We start from the raw sequence: 17,094 nt of genomic DNA on the forward strand, positions 1-17,094 counted from the left end.
GGGGGGAAGGGCCATGGCGGGGTTCCTGGAGGGCGATCCGGGGCGGTACCTGCTGCACATCCGCGACCTCGCCGGGCGGCTGCACGGCCTCGGCTTCGTCGCCGACCCGCACGGCACCGTGCTGACCGCCCACCAGTGCGTCGCCGCCCTCGACCGGCTCGTCCTGCACACCCCCGGCGGCCAGACCCGGGTGCTCGGCCCGGACGCCGTCCAGCCGCTGCCCGGGCACGGCCTCGCTTTGCTGCGCACCGACGCGGTGGGCGGCCTGTCCGTCCCGCCGCTGCCGGTGGCCGCCGCCGGCGCCGGGCACGAACTGCTGCTGCCCGCGCTGGCCGGCGCGGACGGCCGGGCGGTCGCGCTGCGCTGCGGGCTGCTCGGCGCCGCCGACGGCCTGCTGCTGCTCGACGTGCCGGTGGTCGGCGGCGTCGCGGTGCCGGCCGGCGCGCCGGTGCTGGACGCCCGCAGCGGCGCCGTGGTCGCCCTGGCCGTGCCCGGGCCGCACGCCGCCCGGTACGGCGGCGCCCTGCCCGCGGTGCCCGCCGGCGGCGGCGCGGCGGCCGTCGCCGCGCCGCTGGCCGCCCTGCTGGCGCGCAACGCGGCGGCCGTGCCCGCGTACGGGCCGGCGCTCAACCTGGCCGGGGTGCTGCGGCTGACCGCCGCGCGGACCGCGGCCGCCGACGCCGGGCCCGGCGGGGCGGCCGGGCTCGTCGCCGACCGGATCGACCGGCCGGACGGCCTGGCCGGGGACGAGCCCGAGGCCACCGTCACCGCGCTGGTCGGCGCCCCCGGCAGCGGCCGCTCCACCGAACTCGCCGCCCTCGCCGCCCGCCGCGCCGACGCGGCCCGCCCGCTGCCCACCCTCCGGCTGCGCGGCGCCGACCTGCGCGCCGGGGACCGCTCGCTCGCCGAGCCCGTCGAACGCGCGCTGGCGGCCGCCGCCGCCGCGCTCGGCGCCCCCGCCCCCGCGCCCGAACCCGTGGCGGCGCTGTGCGCGGCCGCCGGCAGCCCGCTGCTGATCGTCCTGGACGGCCCGGAGGAGGCCCCGGCCCCGCTCGACGGGCGGTGGCTGCGCGGGGCCGGGCAGTGGCTCACCGGCTGCGGGGCCCGGCTGCTGACCGCCTGCGGCGAGCAGTTCTGGGAACGGCTCGCCGCCGAACCCTGGGGCCGCGGCCCGAGCCCCGCGCCCCGCCCCGACGACCCGGCCCCCGCGGGCGACCTGGCCGGCGCCCCCACCGTGCGGATGGACGCCGGCGGCCCCGGCACGCCGACCCTGGCCGGGCACCGGCTCGGCCCGCTGCCCGCCGAGGCCGCCGACCGGCTGCGCCGCCGCCACGGGCTGCCGCCCGACTTCCCCGGCGGCGCCGACGCCCGGCACCCGCTGGCCGTCCGGCTGGCCGGTGAACTGTGGTCCGAGGGCGTGCGCGGCGGGCCGGCCCGCCGCAGCGACCTCTTCGCCGCCCACCTGGACCTGTGCTGCCTGCGGATCGCCCAGCGGCTGACCGGGAGCGGCCGGCCGCGCCGCCCGGGCGCCCACCGCCGGGGCGCCGCCCGGCCCGCCGCGCCCACCGGGCCCACGCCCGGGCGGGTGCGCCGGCTCGCCGCCGCGGTGGCCGGGCGGGTGCACGAGGCGGCCCGGCGGATGCTCGGCGGACAGCCCGGCGGGCTCGGCCGCGACGCCTTCGAGGAGCTGTTCCCGACCGGCGGCGGCTGGGCCGCGGCGGTGCTCGCCGAGGGCCTGTTCGTGCCCGCCGGTCCCGGATTCCGCTTCGCCCACGGGGAGTTCGCCGACTGGCTGCAGGGCCGGCACCTCGACCTGGACGCGGCGCTGCGACTGCTGCTCGGCGAGGCCGCGGACAGCACGCCCGGCGGCGGGGCCGAGGCCGTCCCCCGGCACCGGATCGGCCCGGTCGTCGCCGCGCTGGCCCGGGTGGCCGAGACCTGGGGCGCGACCGCCCTCGACCCGTGGCTGCACCGGATCGACCGCGCCCTCGACCTGCGCCCGCCCGGCAGCGAACCCGCCTGGTGGGCCGCCGCGTTGCTGGCCGCCGGGCTGGCCGCCAGCCCGGACCCGGCCGAACACCGGGAACTGCTCGACCGGTTGGCCGGCCGGATCGTCGACCGGTCGGCCGGCGCCGGAGGCCCCGCCGCCCTCCCGGCGGACGGCCTCGGCCGCTTCGGCCCGGATTTCTGGACCGGCCTCGGTCTGCCCCCGGCCGTCGAACTCGCCCTGCTGCGACGCCTGGTGGCCGCGGACCGGCCCGGCCGGCCGGGCTACCTCGGCGCGGCGGCCGAGCGGCTGCGCGCCGACCCCGTCGCGGTCTTCCCGCTGCTGTGCGCCTGGTTCGAGGACCGCACGCCGCCCGTCGCCGCCGACCTCGCCCACGACCTGCTGCACGCCCACCGCCGGCTCGCCCTCGACGAGTTGGCCGACGCCCTGGCCGACGCCGCGCACCCCAGGGCGGACGCGCTGCTCACCGTCCTGGCCGCCGAGGAGCCCTCCGCGTTGTGCCGCGCCGTGGACCGCTGGAGCCACGACCGCCGGCCCGAACGGCACGTCGCGGCCGCCGCCCACGCCCTGCGGACGGCCCCGTACGCGGCCGGGGCCGGTGCCGAACTGCTGCGGCACACCGCGCTGACCCTGCTCGCCCGCGAGGACGAGCCCGGCCTGCACGGCGCCGCACTGGCCCTGCTGGTCGGCGACCCGGCGACCCGCGCCGAGCACCTGCCCGCCGCGCTCGCCCGGCTGCGGGCCGGCGGCGACGCCTTCCTCACCCCGCGGGCGCTCGCCCCGGCCCTGGACGGCGACCCGGAGCCGGTGCTGGCCGCCCTCGCCGACGCGCTGACGGCCCCCGGCGCGGCCGTCGCCGAGACGCTGCGGGTGCTCGCCGACGCCCGCACCCCGGCGGCCGCCCGGCGCGGCGCCGAACTCGCCGCCCGGCTGCTGCGCGAGCACCCGGTGCTGGCCGGCCCGGTCGCCACCGACTACCTCGGCCGCCGGCTCGCCGCCGCGCCCGGCGGGCCGCGCACCGGGGAGCACGCGGCCGGGCCCGCCCGGCTGCAGCTGCGGGTGCTGCTCGCCGCCGCGCTGGGCGCGCGGGCGGCGGCGGTGCGGCGGCCGTTCGCCGACGTGCTGTCCGTCCCGGTGCCCGACCCGGCGGCGGACGCGCTGCGCTGCGAGCTGCTGGACACCCTGCTCGCCGCCGAGACCGACCCGGCGGTACTGACCGCCGTCGTCGAGCGGCTGGCCGAGCATTGCGCGGCCGAGAAACCCGCCCGGGCGCGTGCCGTCCTGGCCCGTGTGGCGCCCGCGCTGCCCGGCGCGGACGGGCTGCTGGTGCGCTGCGCCGGCCGCTCGGCGGCCTTCGCCCGGCTGCTGGCCGACTGGTTGCCGGCCGGCCCCGGGGACGCCGTCCCGGCCCCGCCTGACGGGCCCGGGCTGGCCCGGCTGAGGGCGCTGGCGGCGGCCGGACGGGACCCGCAGTACGCCGCCGCCGAGGCCGAGCGGGCACCGCTCGCGCCCGTGGTGCGCCCAATCCGTATTCCGGTGCCGGAGCCGAGGCAGGCGCATGGCACGCTATAGGGGTTCGGTTTTGGGCGTTTGAGCGTACGAGGGTACGCACCGTACGGACAAGGAGCGGTCGGGTGCAGCGCTGGCGTGGCCTGGAGGAGATCCCCGGTGACTGGGGGCGCAGCGTCGTCACCATCGGCTCGTTCGACGGGGTGCACCGCGGGCATCAGCTGATCATCGGACGGGCGGTCGAGCGCGCCCGCGAACTCGGCGTCCCCTCGGTCGTGGTGACCTTCGATCCGCACCCGCGCGAGGTCATCCGCCCCGGCAGCCACCCGCCGCTGCTCGCACCGCACCCCCGCCGTGCCGAGCTGATCGCCGAGCTGGGCGTGGACGCGGTGCTGGTGCTGCCGTTCACCCAGGAGTTCTCCAAGGAGTCCCCGGAGGCCTTCGTCCAGCAGGTCCTGGTGGACGCGCTGCACGCCCGGGTCGTCATCGAGGGCCCCAACTTCCGCTTCGGGCACAAGGCCGCGGGGGACGTCGCGCTGCTCACCGAGCTGGGCCGGGCGGACGACTTCGAGGTCGAGGTCGTCGACCTGCAGGTGTGCGGCGCGGCCGGGGACGGCGAGCCGTTCTCGTCCAGCCTGACCCGCCGCCTGGTCGAGACCGGGGACATGGCCGGCGCCGGCGAGGTGCTCGGCCGCCCGCACCGGGTCGAGGGCGTGGTGGTGCGCGGCGCGCAGCGCGGCCGCGAACTCGGCTACCCGACCGCCAACGTGGAGACCGTGCCGCACAGCGCGATCCCGGCGGACGGCGTGTACGCGGGCTGGCTGACCGCGCAGGGCGAGAGGATGCCGGCCGCGATCTCGGTCGGCACCAACCCGACCTTCGACGGCACCGCCCGTACCGTCGAGGCGTACGCCATCGACCGGGTCGGCCTGGACCTGTACGGGCTGCACGTGGCCGTGGACTTCCTGGCCTACCTGCGCGGGATGGAGAAGTTCGACTCCATCGAGGCGCTGCTGGACCGGATGGCCGACGACGTCAAGCGCGCCCGCGAGCTGACCGACGCCGGCTGACCCGCGGACACGCGAAGGGCCCGCCGACCGGATGGTCGGCGGGCCCTTCGGCCGTTCAGCGGCTCACTGCCCGGGCGCCTGCGGCGGGTAGCCGTAGCCGGGGCCCGGCTGCTGCGGCTGCTGCGGAGGCCAGGGCGCGGGGGCGCCTTGCGGCGGCGGGTAGCCGTACCCGGGCGGCAGGGCCTGGCCGGGCTGCGGCTGCTGGGGCTGCTGCGGCTGGGGGGCCCACGGCGAGCCGGGGGCGGGCGGCGCGGTCTGCTGGGCCGGGGCCTGCTGCGGGTCGCCGTACGGCTGCGGCTGGCCCGCGTGCGCCTGCTGCTGCCAGCCGGCCTGCTGGGCGGCCGCCTGCTGGGCCCGGACGATGTCCTCGCCGACCAGGGTGGCCAGCTCGAAGTACGCCTCGCGGACCTTGGGCCGCATCATGTCGAGGTTGACCTCGGCGCCGGCCGCCAGGCTCTCGTCGAAGGGCACCACGACCACGCCGCGGCAGCGGGTCTGGAAGTGCGCGACGATGTCCTCGACCTTGATCATCTTGCTGGTCTCGCGGACCCCGGAGACCACCGTGATGCTGCGCTGCACGAGGTCGGCGTAGCCGTGCGCGGAGAGCCAGTCCAGGGTGGTGGAGGCGCTGGAGGCGCCGTCCACGCTCGGGGTGGAGACGATGATCAGCTGGTCGGCGAGGTCCAGCACCCCACGCATCGCGCTGTACAGCAGCCCGGTGCCGGAGTCGGTCAGGATGATCGGGTACTGGCGGCCCAGCACGTCGATGACCTGGCGGTAGTCCGAGTCGTTGAAGGTGGTGGACACCGCCGGGTCGACGTCGTTCGCCAGGATCTCCAGGCCGGAGTTGAGGTCCTGCGAGGTGAACTGACGGATGTCCATGTAGCTGCGCAGGTACGGGATGGCCGTCACCAGGTCGCGGATGGTCGCGCCGGTCTGGCGCTTGACCCGGCGGCCCAGGGTGCCCGCGTCCGGGTTGGCGTCGATCGCGATCACCTTGTCCTGGCGCTCGCTGGCCAGGGTCGCGCCGAGCGCGGTGGTGGTCGTGGTCTTGCCGACACCGCCCTTGAGGCTGATCACCGCGATCCGGTAGCAGCTCAGCACCGGCGTCCGGATGATCTCCAGCTTGCGGGCCTTCTCGGCGGCCGCGGCCTTGCCGCCGAACTGGAACCGGGGCTGCTGGCGCTGCTGCTTGGGCTGGCTGCGCAGCAGGCGGTCCGAGGACAGCTCGACGGCGGCGGTGTAGCCGAGCGGCGCGCCGTGCGCGGTCTGCTGCGGCGCGGCCGCCTGCTGGAACGCGGCGGGCTGGGCGGCCTCGGCGCCCTGCGGCGGCCAGGGCTGCTGCGGCTGCGCGGCCGGGCCGGGCTGGCCGACCGGCCCGGGCTGCGGCTGGGCCGGCGGCTGGTAGGCGCCGGGCTGCGGCCAGCCGCCCTGGCGCGGGTCGACCGGGACGGGCGGCGGCGTCGGAGCCGGCGGGGCCGGGGCCTGGGCCTGCTGGGCCGCCTGCTGCTGCGCGGCGGCCTGCTGGGCGGCCCACGCGGCCATCGGGTCCGCCGGTGCGGGCTGGGCCGGGTCGCCCTGCGGCGGGTAGCAGTTCGGCGGGTAGCCGTAGCCGGGCGCCGGCTCCGGGGCCGGCGCCGCCGGGCCCGGGGGGTAGCCGTAGCCGGGCGCGGGCTGCGGCAGCGGGCCCGGGGCGGCCGGTGCCTGCGGGGCCGGGGCCGGGGGCTGGACGGCGGGGGGCTGGGCCTGGGCCGCCGGGAACGGCTGGGGCTGCGGCTGCGGGGCCGACTGTGCGGCCGGCTGCGGGATCGGCTGTGCGGCCGGGACGGGCTGCGGCTGCGGCGGCTGGTGCTGCGACAGCGCCTCGGCGCTCGGCCACCCCGCGGCGACGGCCGGGGGCTGCTCGGCGCCGGGCCCCGCGGGGTGGCCGGGCGCGGTAGGCACGACGGGGGCAGGGGCAGGGGCAGGGGCGGGCGCGGGGGCGGCAGCGGGCCCGGCGGCCGGCGAGGGCGCCGGAAACGGGACGTGCTGCGCCTCGGCCTGCACCGGCGGCGCGGCTGCGGGCGTGGCTGCGGGCGCGCCGGCACCGGCGGCAACAGCCGGGGCAGCGGCGGCGGCAGCCGGCTCGACGCCCGCGCCGGCCGCCGCCGCCGGCCCGGGAGCCGTCGCGGCCGGGGGCGCGGCCGCCCCCGAGGTGTCCGTCTGCACGTACCAGGACGGGGGAGTGTAGTCAGGCGCGTCCGACCAGTCGTCGTCGTCCTCCGCCGCGTTGTCGCCGACGTAGACGCCGTCCCGATCGCTGCTCACTAGGGCTCCCTCGTGTTCGCCGCCGCTTGTTCAGCGGTGCCGTTGCCGCAACAAAGACTAGGCCGTTCGGCTGCCCCTGTTGAAGGCGGCTTCGGTTCCGAACCGGGATCGACCGGGGCACGAGTGCCGCTCAGTCCATCCGGCGCGGGCCTCCGAGGATCTGCTGTTCGGCCTGTCCGGCGACGGCCCGGACGTACTGACGCCGCATCCGGGTGGTCCACAGGGTGAGGTCGTCGCCGAGGGTCGGCAGCGCGGCCACGTCCTCCGGCGGGAGCGACAGCACCCGGCCGACCAGCTCCGCCTCCTGCGGCATGATCCGCTGCACGCCGACCAGGTCGGCCGCGTTGAGCACCCGGGCGGCGTTCGGGCCGAGGTACGGCAGCACGGTCAGCGTGGACTGCCAGGGCGCGGCGGAGAGCCGGCTGCGCGGCGGGCGGGCGCCGAGGTCGCGCACCACCAGCACCGGCGAGGCCACCGAGGCGCCCTGCGGGCCGAGCCGGCCGACCTGGTGGAGCGTCACGCACGGCTGTCCGCCGCCGGCGGCCTGCGCCATCGGGCCCCACAGCTGGCCGCGGGCCGTCTCCACGGCGACCCGGGCGCCGATCGCGGCGGCCCGCAGGGCGATGACCTGCGCCGTCCACACGCCGCCGACCAGCACCAGGTCGAACGCGGTGGGGCGGAACAGGCCGAGCACCGCGGGCAGGCCCTGCGGGTCGACGCCGATCACCACGCCGTCGTCGCCGACCGGGAAGGCCAGCGCCGCGAGGTCCGCGGGCTCCAGTACGTGCTTCTCCCGCTTCGGGCCGCGCAGCCCGAAGCCGGGCAGGATGCGCGGCCGCACCCGGGGCCGCTCGGCGCCGGGCGTCGGGCCGGGCACGGGGTAGGTCTGGTACGCCATCAGGACGCTCCTCCCAGCGGCAGGGTGGCGAGCACGCCGGGGGCCTGCTCCAGGTCGAGCCGGACGAGGCCGAGGCCGGCGCTCTGCGCCCGGGCCTCCACCTGCCGGCCGAGCTGCCCGAGCTCGTCCTCGTTGCGCCCGGTGACCCGCAGGTGCCCGGTGACGGTGACGGAGCCGCCGGTGCCGTGCCCGGCGGTCAGGCTGAAGGTGCTGGCGAGCGCGGGGGAGCCGGTGATGAGGTTGACCAGGTCGGGCGCGGCGATCCGGCCGGCGCCGCCGCCGGGGCGGCTGAGCTGCGGCCAGCGGGAGATCCAGTACGTGCTGTGCCAGCGGTCGTCGATCCGCCAGAACCGGTTGCCCTCCTGGGTGCGGCGGGTGGTGCCGCCGCCGCTGCCGGTGCCCTGGCGGCCGGCGACCGCGATCGGGTTGGCGCAGGTGGAGATGGCCAGGGCGGCGATCAGTTCGCGCTCGTCCAGCACGGTCGCGTTGAACCCGGCGCTGTTCAGCCGCCCGGCCAGCTGGTCGGTGACGCGCTGCAGCGCCTTGCGGGCGCCCTCCTCGCCGCCGCCGCGGGCCCGGACGGCGGCCGCGGCCCGTTCCGGGTCGAGCTTGAGCGCGATCCAGGTGAGCCGCAGCCCGGGGGTGGCGGTGCCGTCCGGGAGTTCGCGGTAGGCGCGGGCGGCCAGCGACTGCTCGGGCACGTGCGGGGCCGGGGCGGGCTGGGTGTGCTGCACCAGCTGGACGGACTCCAGCGTGACGTCGTCCACGGTGAGCGCCGAGCAGACGACGTCCAGCGGGAGCGGCAGCGCGGTGCGCGCCGGGCGCAGCGGCTGGTCCTTGGCCTGGACGAGCAGCACCGAGCTGAGGAACGTCCCGTCGCCGACCATGCCGGTCTCCCGGCGCACCGGCCGGCCGCCGAGGTCGGCCTCGGTGGCGTGGGTGCAGGTGCGCAGCGCCGGTTCGAGTTCCAGGGCGGGGGCGAGGGCCGGGTCGGTGCCCGCCGGCGGCAGCAGCGTACGGGCCTGCCGCCGGCGGGACTTGAGGGCCGAGCGGACGCGCAGCAGCTCCGGGACGGACCGGCCGCGCAGCCGGATCGCGGCGAGCAGGAGCAGCACCAGCGAGACCGCGCCGAAGCCCGCCGCGACCGGTCGGCTGATCGTCCAGCCGACCGCGACGAGGGCCGCGGCGACCTCGACCAGCACCAGCTGGTGGAGCTTCAACCGGCCGCCGAGCAGGCCGGGCCGGGGGTTGACGCGGACCGTGACGGGCCCGCCGCCGGCCGCCGGTGCCGTGGTGCTCGCGGGCGGGCCGCCGCGCCGTCCGCGGCCGGCGCGGCTCGGCCGTCCGGCCTCGGCCGCTGGTCCCGCCGCCGCTTCTGCGTTGCCGCGGCGTCGTCGAGCGGTCTGGTTCGGCATCCCCCGGTGGCCCCCCTTTTGACTCGGATGTCGCGGCCCGGCTGGCTGGCTCGTGGACCGTACCCGTACCGTACTCACCGTCCGCTGCCGCATCGTAGAGGGTTCGGGCCCTCTCTTTCAGATCCAGCCGGTCGCCCGGAGGGTGCGGGGCACGGGGGCGGGCCACCGGGCGGAGGTCCGGCAGGCCGACAGGGGCAAGTCCGACAAGGGGGACGACGAGCACATGGCATCGCGCCGGGACGAGCTGAACGCGTACACCTTCGCCAGGAAGCGCACGGTGGGCGCGTTCCTGCTGCCCACCGGTGGCGGGAGCGACGAGGACGCGCCGCGCCCGGTCAAGGCGGTGCTGCCGAGCGTCCTGGTCGGTGCGCTGGTCGTCGCGGGCTTCGGGGTGTGGGGGGTGTTCAAGCCGAGCGCGCCGCTGCACTGGGACGAGGGCAAGGCCATCATCCAGGGCAAGACGTCGACCACCCGGTACGTGATCCTGACCGACCCGGACGGGCGGACGAAGCGGCTGCACCAGGTGCTGAACATGTCCTCGGCCCGGCTGGTGCTGCCGGCCGGCGCCCCGGTGGTGGTGGTCGCCGACGACGTGCTGGACCGCTACCCCAACCACGGCCCGACGATCGGGATCCCGTACGCGCCGGACAAGTTGCCGAGCAGGGACAACGCGGACAAGGCGATGAAGTGGTCGGTCTGCGACCGTCCGGGTTCGGACGACAAGCAGGAGACCGTCAACCAGGCGGTGTTCGTGGCGGCCGGTCAGGACGCGGCGGCGCTCGCCGCCAAGGACCGCATGCTCGGCCCGGACCAGCTGCTGCTGGTGCAGCAGGCGGACGACCAGCAGGTGTCCGCCGCGCCGGCGGCCGGCCAGCCGGCCGCGGGCCCGGCGGGCGTGTTCCTGGTGGATGCGCAGGGCCGCAAGCACGAGATCGGCTCGCCGCAGTCGGACGCCAACGAGCGGAAGTCGCTGATCACCGCGGTGTTCGGCCCGAACGCGGTGCCGCAGCGGGTCAAGCGGGAGTGGCTGGACACCCTGGTGGCCGGCACCCCGGTCACCTTCCCGAAGGTCGAGGGCGCGGTCGACAGCCAGGGCGCCAACACCAGGGTGGAGCTGAACAACCAGGCGGACCGCCGGGTGGGCCGGCTGGTGCACTACCAGGACCGCCACTACGTGGTCGGCAAGGACCGGCTGTACCTGGTCACCCCGTTCCAGGCCGAGCTGATCCGGCAGAACCCGGCCTTCCAGATGCTCTACAAGTACGACCAGGACCAGAAGCCGCGCAGCGACGAGATGACCCCGGCCGACCAGGCCAAGAACAACAGCGACGTCCGGCTGCCGGACACCGCGGCGGACTGGCCGCTGAAGTCCGGCGCGCCGGTGAACAACTGGCAGGCCCCGCAGGACGCCCGGCTGGTGGTGTGCAGCACCTTCGACGGCGTCGCCGAGGACGGCAAGACGTCCCGGCGCAGCGTCTGGGCCGGGACGGGGTACCCGGCGCAGTACAACAACGGCGCCGGCGCGGCCTACGTGACCCCGGGGCACGGCCTCTTCTACCGGGCGATGGACGCCGGCGCCGGCGGCTCGGGCACGGACTTCCTGATCACCGAGACCGGCCTGCGCTACTCGGTGCCGTCCAACGGTGACGGCGGGGGCCCGGCCGCCACGCCGTCCGGCGCGCCGGGGACGCCGACCGCGAAGCCGACCGGCGCACCGCCGACCCCGGGGGCGGGCGATCCGCAGCAGCCGCAGCAGGACGAACCGGGCGGCAACCAGGCCCGGTTGGGCTACCAGGGTGTCCAGCCGCTGCCGGTGCCGCACGAGTGGTCGAACCTGGTGCCGGCCGGTCCGCCGCTGACCGCGAAGAGCGCCGCACAGCCGCAGAACGCCTGAGCGACCAAGCGGGGCAACGGACTTGGCCTGCGTGTCATGGTCTGGTAACTGGTCGCCGCTCGGTGTTGGGCGAGCTGCGTGTGCCGACTACAGTGCTGCTGGCATCACAAGGAGATGCGACGGGTGGGCCGCTCCGGGCCCCTCCGTGCACACAGTGTTTTCTCATGGGGGACGGTGGAGCATGGGTCAGTTCACGATGACCGCGCAGGAGATGACGGAGTTCGCCAAGCAGATCGGTGAGGCGATCCACAAGATCGAGCAGGAGCAGACCAAGCTCCACAACACGGTCACCAACATCGGCGGCGGCTGGAAGGGCCAGGCGGCCAACGCCTACACGACCCTGCAGACCCAGTTCAACGAGGACATCAAGGGCCTGAACCAGTCCCTCAACGCGATCAAGGACGCGATCGAGCGGACCACCGCGCACTACGCCCAGACCGAGGCCGACCAGCAGGACCAGTTCCGGCCGAAGGGCTGATCGCGGCGCCCACCGTCGCGCCGATCGCCCTACCGCTCCGCTCCGTCGTTCCACCGGATGCCCGCCGCCGACCGCGCGGGCACCCTTTCCTCGTCCAGGGAGACACCGTGTCCGACCAGATCCACGTCAACTTCGAGACCCTCCACCACGCTTCGGAGGAGGTCAAGAACGTCGCCTCGCGCATCGACCACCTGCTGAACGACCTCAAGGGCAACGTCAAGAAGATCTCCGGCAGCTGGGTGGGCAAGGCCCAGGAGGGCTACCAGGCCCACCAGACCCAGTGGGACACCAAGGCCGCCCACCTGCAGAGCGTCTGCAAGCAGATCGCCGACTCGCTGGAGAGCGCCGCGGTGAGCTACCGGCAGACCGAGGACGCCAACGTCAAAGCCTGGAGCTGATCCCGCGGTCCCCGCGACGGGGACACGGGCACGGGGCGGGTACCGGATCTCCGGGCCCGCCCTTCGGTGCGCCCGGCAGGAACTGCCCAGACCCGGCCAGTGGGGGAGCGAGTTGAGGAGCGACAGGGTGTCCGGACGCGGGTACCGGAAGGCGGCCGCGGCGTTCGCCGCGCTCGCGGTGCTGGGCGGCCCGCTCGCCGCCCCGGCCCGTGCGGACGGGCCTGGCCTGGCCGCCGCGGGCGACTGCCCGAAGAACGCCCCCGACGTGCAGACCGTGCCGTGGTCGCTGCAGCGCCTGCTGCTCGACCAGCTGTGGCGCCCCGGGCGGGGCGGCGGCGTGGTGGTCGCGGTCATCGACACCGGGGTGGACGACCGCAACCCGCAGCTGAGCGGCAAGGTGCTGATGGGCTCCAACCTGCTCGTCAACCCGGAGACCAAGCAGCCGCTCGACGCCACCACCTCCAAGGACGACCCGGTCGGCCACGGCACCAAGGTGGCCGGCATCATCGCCGCCGGCCAGCGCGACCGGACCGGCTTCGTCGGGCTCGCCCCCGACGCCCAGATCTACTCGATCCGGCAGAACGACAGCGAGGGCCACGGCGACGTCTCCAGCCTGGTGGCGGCCGTCAACGAGGCCGTCGGCGTCCGGACCAGGCCGCAGGACAAGGGCGGCCCGATCAACGTCCAGGTCATCAACATCTCCCAGGACGTGCGCGGCGCCGGCGACAGCCGCTTCGGCGGCTACCAGGAGCTGAAGGCCGCGATCCAGCACGCGGAGGACGCCGGCGTGGTGGTCGTCGCCTCCACCGGCAACGACGGCAAGGAGGGCGACACCTACCCGGGCGCCTTCCCGACCGTCCTGGCGGTCGGCGCCTCCGACCGCAACAACGAGCGCGCGCCGTTCTCCCAGTACGGCTCCTTCGTGAAGGTCGCCGCGCCCGGCGTCGAGATGCTCTCCACCGTCCCCGGCGGCGGCCAGTGCGTGGACAGCGGCACCAGCTTCGCCGCCCCCTACGTCTCCGGGCTGGCCGCGCTGCTGAAGGGCGCGCACCCGGACTGGTCGCCGGCCCAGGTGCGGGCCTGGATCGAGCAGACCGCCCAGCGCACCCGGCGCGATCCGGACCGGTTCACCGGCTGGGGCGTGGTGGACCCGGTCCGGGCCGTCACCAAGGCGCCCGCCGTCGCGCCGACCGCCGCCGTCCCCGACGCCCCCGTCCAGTTGGCCGCCGCCCCGATCGTGCCGCGCCCGGTCGGCCTCGGCGAGACCCAGGCGGACCGCGACGGCCGCACCGCGACGTACGTGCTCGGCACCGGCGTGCTGCTCGTCGCGCTGCTCATCGGCGGCGGCGTGGTGCTGCGCGACCGCCGCCGCGCCGCGGAGCGGAACTGACGGTGTAACACCCCGCCCCGCCCGCCGCATCAAACAGGTGTCGGGAGCGGGGCGGACCACGGGGGGCGGCGCACATGGGGTGGATCGGGAACGGCCGGGAGGCCAAGGACGCGGAGTTCCTGGAGCTCGTGTCCAGCCGGACCGGTCACCTGTACCGCTCGGCCTGCCTGCTCACCAGCGGCGACACCCACTATGCCGAGGACCTCGTCCAGGAGGCCCTCAGCCGGATGTACGTCCTGTGGCGGCGCAGCGCGTGGACCGGCCGGTCCCGGATCGACAACCCGGCGGCCTACACGCACACCGTGATGGTCCGCGCCTTCCTGGCGCAGCAGCGGCGCCGCTCCAGCGGCGAGCGCCCCACCGATTCCCTGCCGGAGCCGGAGGGCCGGGAGGACTCCGACAGCACGCTGCGGCTGACTCTCCTCGACGCGCTCGGCCGGCTGTCGGCGAAGGACCGCGCCGTCCTGGTGCTGCGGTACTGGGAGGACCGCAGCGTCGAGGAGACCGCCGAGGTGCTGCGCGCCTCCTCCGGCGCCGTCCGGACCCGCACCACCAGGGCGTTGGCCAGGCTGCGCACGCTGCTCGGCGACTCCCTGGGCGAACTCGCCAACCGCTGAGGCCCGTTGGACGCCGTCCGAGCAGCCCTCCGAGCAGCCGTCCGAGCAGCCGTACGGACGGCCGGGCCGCGGCCGGGAGCGACGTACCGGCTTTCCGAACATCCATGACGCAAGGAGAAGGTGATCACCCGTGTCCGAAAACGACAAGTTCGAGGACGATCTGCTCGTCGCCATGACCCGCACCGGCGAGGGCTTCCGCACCGAGCAGGGCGAGTTGGTGGCCGGCGGCTACCAGCTCGGCCGCCGCCGCTGGCGCCGCCGTTCGGCCGCCGCGGTGGTGGGCGGCGCGGCCGCGCTGGCCCTGGTCGGCGGCAGCGCGTTCTACCTTTCCGGCTCCACCGGCGGCTCGCCGGCCGCCGCCGACACGGTCAGCGCCGCCTCGGCCCCGAGCACCGGCGCGGCGGGCACCGCCCCCGCCACCGCCACGCCCGCCGCCGCCCCGGCGGCCAAGCCGATCAGCGGCGCCGAGGTGCTGGCCACCTTCCAGGCCCTGCTGCCCAAGGGCCAGGTGACCGACGCCCAGGGCCACGGCACCGACGAGCACAAGGGCATCGGCGCGTACGCCCAGCTGGTCTTCGACGACGGCCAGGGCAAGTCGCTGATGGGGGTCTCGCTCCAGAAGCACCGCCCGAGCCAGAACCAGCCGCGCACCTGCCCGGCGGACTTCACGATCAACTGGATCGACTCCTGCGCGGTGACCACCCTGCCGGACGGTTCGACGCTGATGCTCAACCAGGGCCACGAGTACTCGGACCACCGGGCCACCACCAAGGAGTGGTTCGCTTCGCTGACCCGCCCGGACGGCGCCGAGATCTTCTTCAACGAGTGGAACGCGGCACAGGAGAAGGGCGCCCCCGACAGCCGCCCCACCCCGCCGATCACCCTGGACCAGATGAAGGCGCTCGTCACCGACAAGTCCTGGGACAAGCTGCTCTCCTCGCTCAAGTACGACAGCAAGGACCCGGCGGTCGAGGCCTCGGGCGTTTCCGCGGAGGAGAGGCGCGCCACGCTGACGAAGCTGCTGCCCGCCGGGGTGGAGCTCGGCAAGGACCGCAGCCTCGGCGGCCCGGGCGGCAACGGCAACATGTCCTTCTACGACCTGACCGCCGGGCAGGCGAGCGGCGGCCTGGAGCTGCGGATCGACAACTGGTCGCGGCAGTACGACGACAAGGACGACCAGCAGCAGGCCGAGCAGGCCCGGCAGAAGGAGTTCAAGGACGCGACCGTCCTGCCGGACGGCAGCAAGCTCGTGGTGCACGTCGCCGAGGACTCCAGCGCGAAGGCCCTGCCGACCCAGGCCGACGTGCTGCGCCCGGACGGCCTGCACATCATGGTCGCCGACATGTTCAACGAGAAGCAGGTGCTGACCGTGGACCAGCTGAAGGCGATCGCCACCAGCCCGGAGTGGAAGCTGAAGAAGTGACCACCCGATGAAACGGCGGTGCCCCGGGCTGGGGGAGGCCCGGGGCACCGCCGTGTGGGGGAGGGGAGGTGGTCAGGACTGCTGGTCCTCCGGGAGGGTGATCACCCAGCGGGTGTCCTGCCGGGGCCGCAGGTAGAACAGCCAGTAGAGGGTGGCGGCGGCGGTGATGCCGCCGGTCCACAGCAGGGGCTCGGCGTCCAGCTTGGTCATCACGTAGAGCAGGACGCCGATCAGCACGACGGGGACGACCGGCCACAGCGGCATCCGCCAGGCGGCGGCGTGCTTGTGGTGGGCGCGGCGGCCCAGCAGCGCGGCGACCGCGACCAGCAGGTACATCCCGGTGACGGCGACGCCGGTGATGTTGCTCAGCAGTTCGCCCTTGACGAAGCAGAGCGCGGCGCCGGGCAGGCCGACCGCCAGGGTGGCGATCCACGGGGAGCCGAACCGGCCGAGGGTGGCGAAGGCCTTGTTGACCGGCTCCGGCCAGGCCTTGTCGCGGGCGGAGGCGAACAGCACCCGGGAGTTCTGGATCACCATGACGATGCCGGCGTTGATGATGGCCAGCGCGACGCACAGGCTGATGAAGGTGCCGACCGCGGAGTTGCTCCAGTCGGTGACCAGGGTGGAGAGGTCGCCGCCGGTGAGGGTGGCCAGGTCGGGGGCGCCCACGGTGATGGCGACGACCGGGACGAGGATGACGGCGGAGGAGATGCCGAGCGTCCACAGCACGGTGCGCGAGACGTTGCGGCGCGGGTTCTCCATCTCCTCGGAGAGGTAGACGGCGGTGGAGAAGCCCTGGGTGATGAACAGGGCGATGCCGAGCGCGCCGACGATGGCGCCGATGCTCACCGTGGTGGCGGCGCCGTGCTTGTCGGCGACCACGCCGTGCAGCAGGCTGGGGGCGCCGCTGTGGGCGTGGGCGAAGCCGAGCACCGAGACGACGCCGGCCGCGATGACCTCCAGGACCAGGAAGATGCCGGTGATCCAGGCGTTGGCGCGCAGGTCGAGCAGGCCGGCCAGGGTGGCGGCGAGCATGACGGCGGCGCCGGTCATCGCCTTGTCGACGTGCAGGACGGGTGCGAGGTAGTCGGCGGTGCCGAGCGCGATGACCGAGGGGACGACCATGACCACGATCAGCGAGAGCACGAAGACCAGCCAGCCCATCAGCCGCCCGGCCAGGGTGCCGACCATCGCGTACTCGCCGCCGGCGCTGGGGATCAGGGTGCCGAGCTCGGAGTAGCAGAAGGCGACGGCCACGCACAGCACGGTGCCGATGGCGATGGCCAGGGCGGTGGCGCTGCCGATGCTGGAGAACAGCTGCGGCACGATCACGAACAGCGTCGACGCCGGGGTGACGCAGGACAGCGTGAGGAGCGTGCCGCCCACGATGCCGATCGAGCGCTTGAGCTGCTGGGGGGCACCCGCGTCGGCCGCCTGGGCGGTCACGGACTGTGGCGGGCGAAGCGTGTCGGTCATGTGGCTTCCGATCGGCTCTGTGCGGTCCTGGGATGGGAGCGGTATCGCCTCCGCTGGCTGACTGCTCGGGTCCTGGTCAGTGCGCTCCCGGGCCGCAATGGAACCGTGGCGTATGGAACGCGTCAACGCCGCAACCGCTTCGGATTCCGTTGCGGATGACCGCATGAACATGCGATCCGAAGATCACGTTCGGTCATCGCGCCGTTTGTCC

Annotated in this window: 12 protein-coding genes; 8 read left to right on the plus strand and 4 right to left on the minus strand. The window is 75.7% G+C overall.

Annotated features, from left to right (window positions below):
• Positions 1-13 precede the first annotated feature (13 nt).
• Both ACPC54_RS36750 and ACPC54_RS36755 read left to right on the plus strand, forming a co-directional pair.
• On the plus strand, positions 14-3,580 hold the full coding sequence (locus ACPC54_RS36750) for a serine protease (protein WP_498971127.1): 3,567 nt from the start codon (positions 14-16) through the stop codon (positions 3,578-3,580).
• A 62-nt stretch (positions 3,581-3,642) separates the two neighbouring features.
• Positions 3,643-4,587: a bifunctional riboflavin kinase/FAD synthetase gene (locus tag ACPC54_RS36755; protein WP_498971129.1), complete on the plus strand. Its 945-nt coding sequence runs from the start codon at positions 3,643-3,645 to the stop codon at positions 4,585-4,587.
• A 63-nt stretch (positions 4,588-4,650) separates the two neighbouring features.
• On the opposite strand, the gene ACPC54_RS36760 is transcribed toward ACPC54_RS36755, so the two are convergent.
• The 3 genes from ACPC54_RS36760 to eccE form a co-directional block, all read right to left on the minus strand.
• Positions 4,651-6,894: a MinD/ParA family ATP-binding protein gene (locus ACPC54_RS36760; protein ID WP_498971131.1), complete on the minus strand. Its 2,244-nt coding sequence runs from the start codon at positions 6,892-6,894 to the stop codon at positions 4,651-4,653.
• A gap of 130 nt (positions 6,895-7,024) precedes the next feature.
• Positions 7,025-7,792: a hypothetical protein gene (locus ACPC54_RS36765; protein WP_498971132.1), complete on the minus strand. Its 768-nt coding sequence runs from the start codon at positions 7,790-7,792 to the stop codon at positions 7,025-7,027.
• Positions 7,792-9,207 (minus strand): type VII secretion protein EccE, encoded by a 1,416-nt coding sequence (eccE, locus tag ACPC54_RS36770; RefSeq protein WP_498971134.1) that lies wholly within the window; start codon positions 9,205-9,207, stop codon positions 7,792-7,794. The genes ACPC54_RS36765 and eccE overlap by 1 nt, the downstream gene beginning before the upstream one ends.
• Positions 9,208-9,430: 223 nt before the next feature.
• Here eccE and ACPC54_RS36775 point away from each other — a divergent pair, with 223 nt between their 5' ends.
• The 6 genes from ACPC54_RS36775 to ACPC54_RS36800 all read left to right on the plus strand — a co-directional run bounded on the left by ACPC54_RS36775 (position 9,431) and on the right by ACPC54_RS36800 (position 15,407).
• Positions 9,431-11,101 (plus strand): type VII secretion protein EccB, encoded by a 1,671-nt coding sequence (locus ACPC54_RS36775; protein WP_498971136.1) that lies wholly within the window; start codon positions 9,431-9,433, stop codon positions 11,099-11,101.
• A gap of 181 nt (positions 11,102-11,282) precedes the next feature.
• On the plus strand, positions 11,283-11,579 hold the full coding sequence (locus ACPC54_RS36780) for a WXG100 family type VII secretion target (protein ID WP_498971138.1): 297 nt from the start codon (positions 11,283-11,285) through the stop codon (positions 11,577-11,579).
• Positions 11,580-11,686: 107 nt separating this feature from the next.
• Complete coding sequence (locus tag ACPC54_RS36785) at positions 11,687-11,977, plus strand: WXG100 family type VII secretion target (protein WP_498971140.1); 291 nt, start codon at positions 11,687-11,689, stop codon at positions 11,975-11,977.
• Between the two features lie 127 nt (positions 11,978-12,104).
• Positions 12,105-13,367, plus strand: coding sequence for a type VII secretion-associated serine protease mycosin (gene mycP, locus ACPC54_RS36790; protein ID WP_498971142.1), 1,263 nt, complete (start codon positions 12,105-12,107; stop codon positions 13,365-13,367).
• A 74-nt stretch (positions 13,368-13,441) separates the two neighbouring features.
• A complete protein-coding gene (locus tag ACPC54_RS36795) occupies positions 13,442-13,984 on the plus strand; it encodes a SigE family RNA polymerase sigma factor (protein ID WP_498971144.1) in 543 nt (180 codons plus the stop codon).
• Positions 13,985-14,114: 130 nt separating this feature from the next.
• A complete protein-coding gene (locus tag ACPC54_RS36800; RefSeq protein ID WP_498971146.1) occupies positions 14,115-15,407 on the plus strand; it encodes a hypothetical protein in 1,293 nt (430 codons plus the stop codon).
• A 72-nt stretch (positions 15,408-15,479) separates the two neighbouring features.
• On the opposite strand, the gene ACPC54_RS36805 is transcribed toward ACPC54_RS36800, so the two are convergent.
• Positions 15,480-16,883 (minus strand): APC family permease, encoded by a 1,404-nt coding sequence (locus tag ACPC54_RS36805; RefSeq protein ID WP_498971148.1) that lies wholly within the window; start codon positions 16,881-16,883, stop codon positions 15,480-15,482.
• Positions 16,884-17,094: the final 211 nt, after the last annotated feature.

Origin of the sequence: Kitasatospora sp. NPDC094028 (assembly GCF_049543595.1) — a bacterium.
GTDB lineage: Bacteria > Actinomycetota > Actinomycetes > Streptomycetales > Streptomycetaceae > Kitasatospora.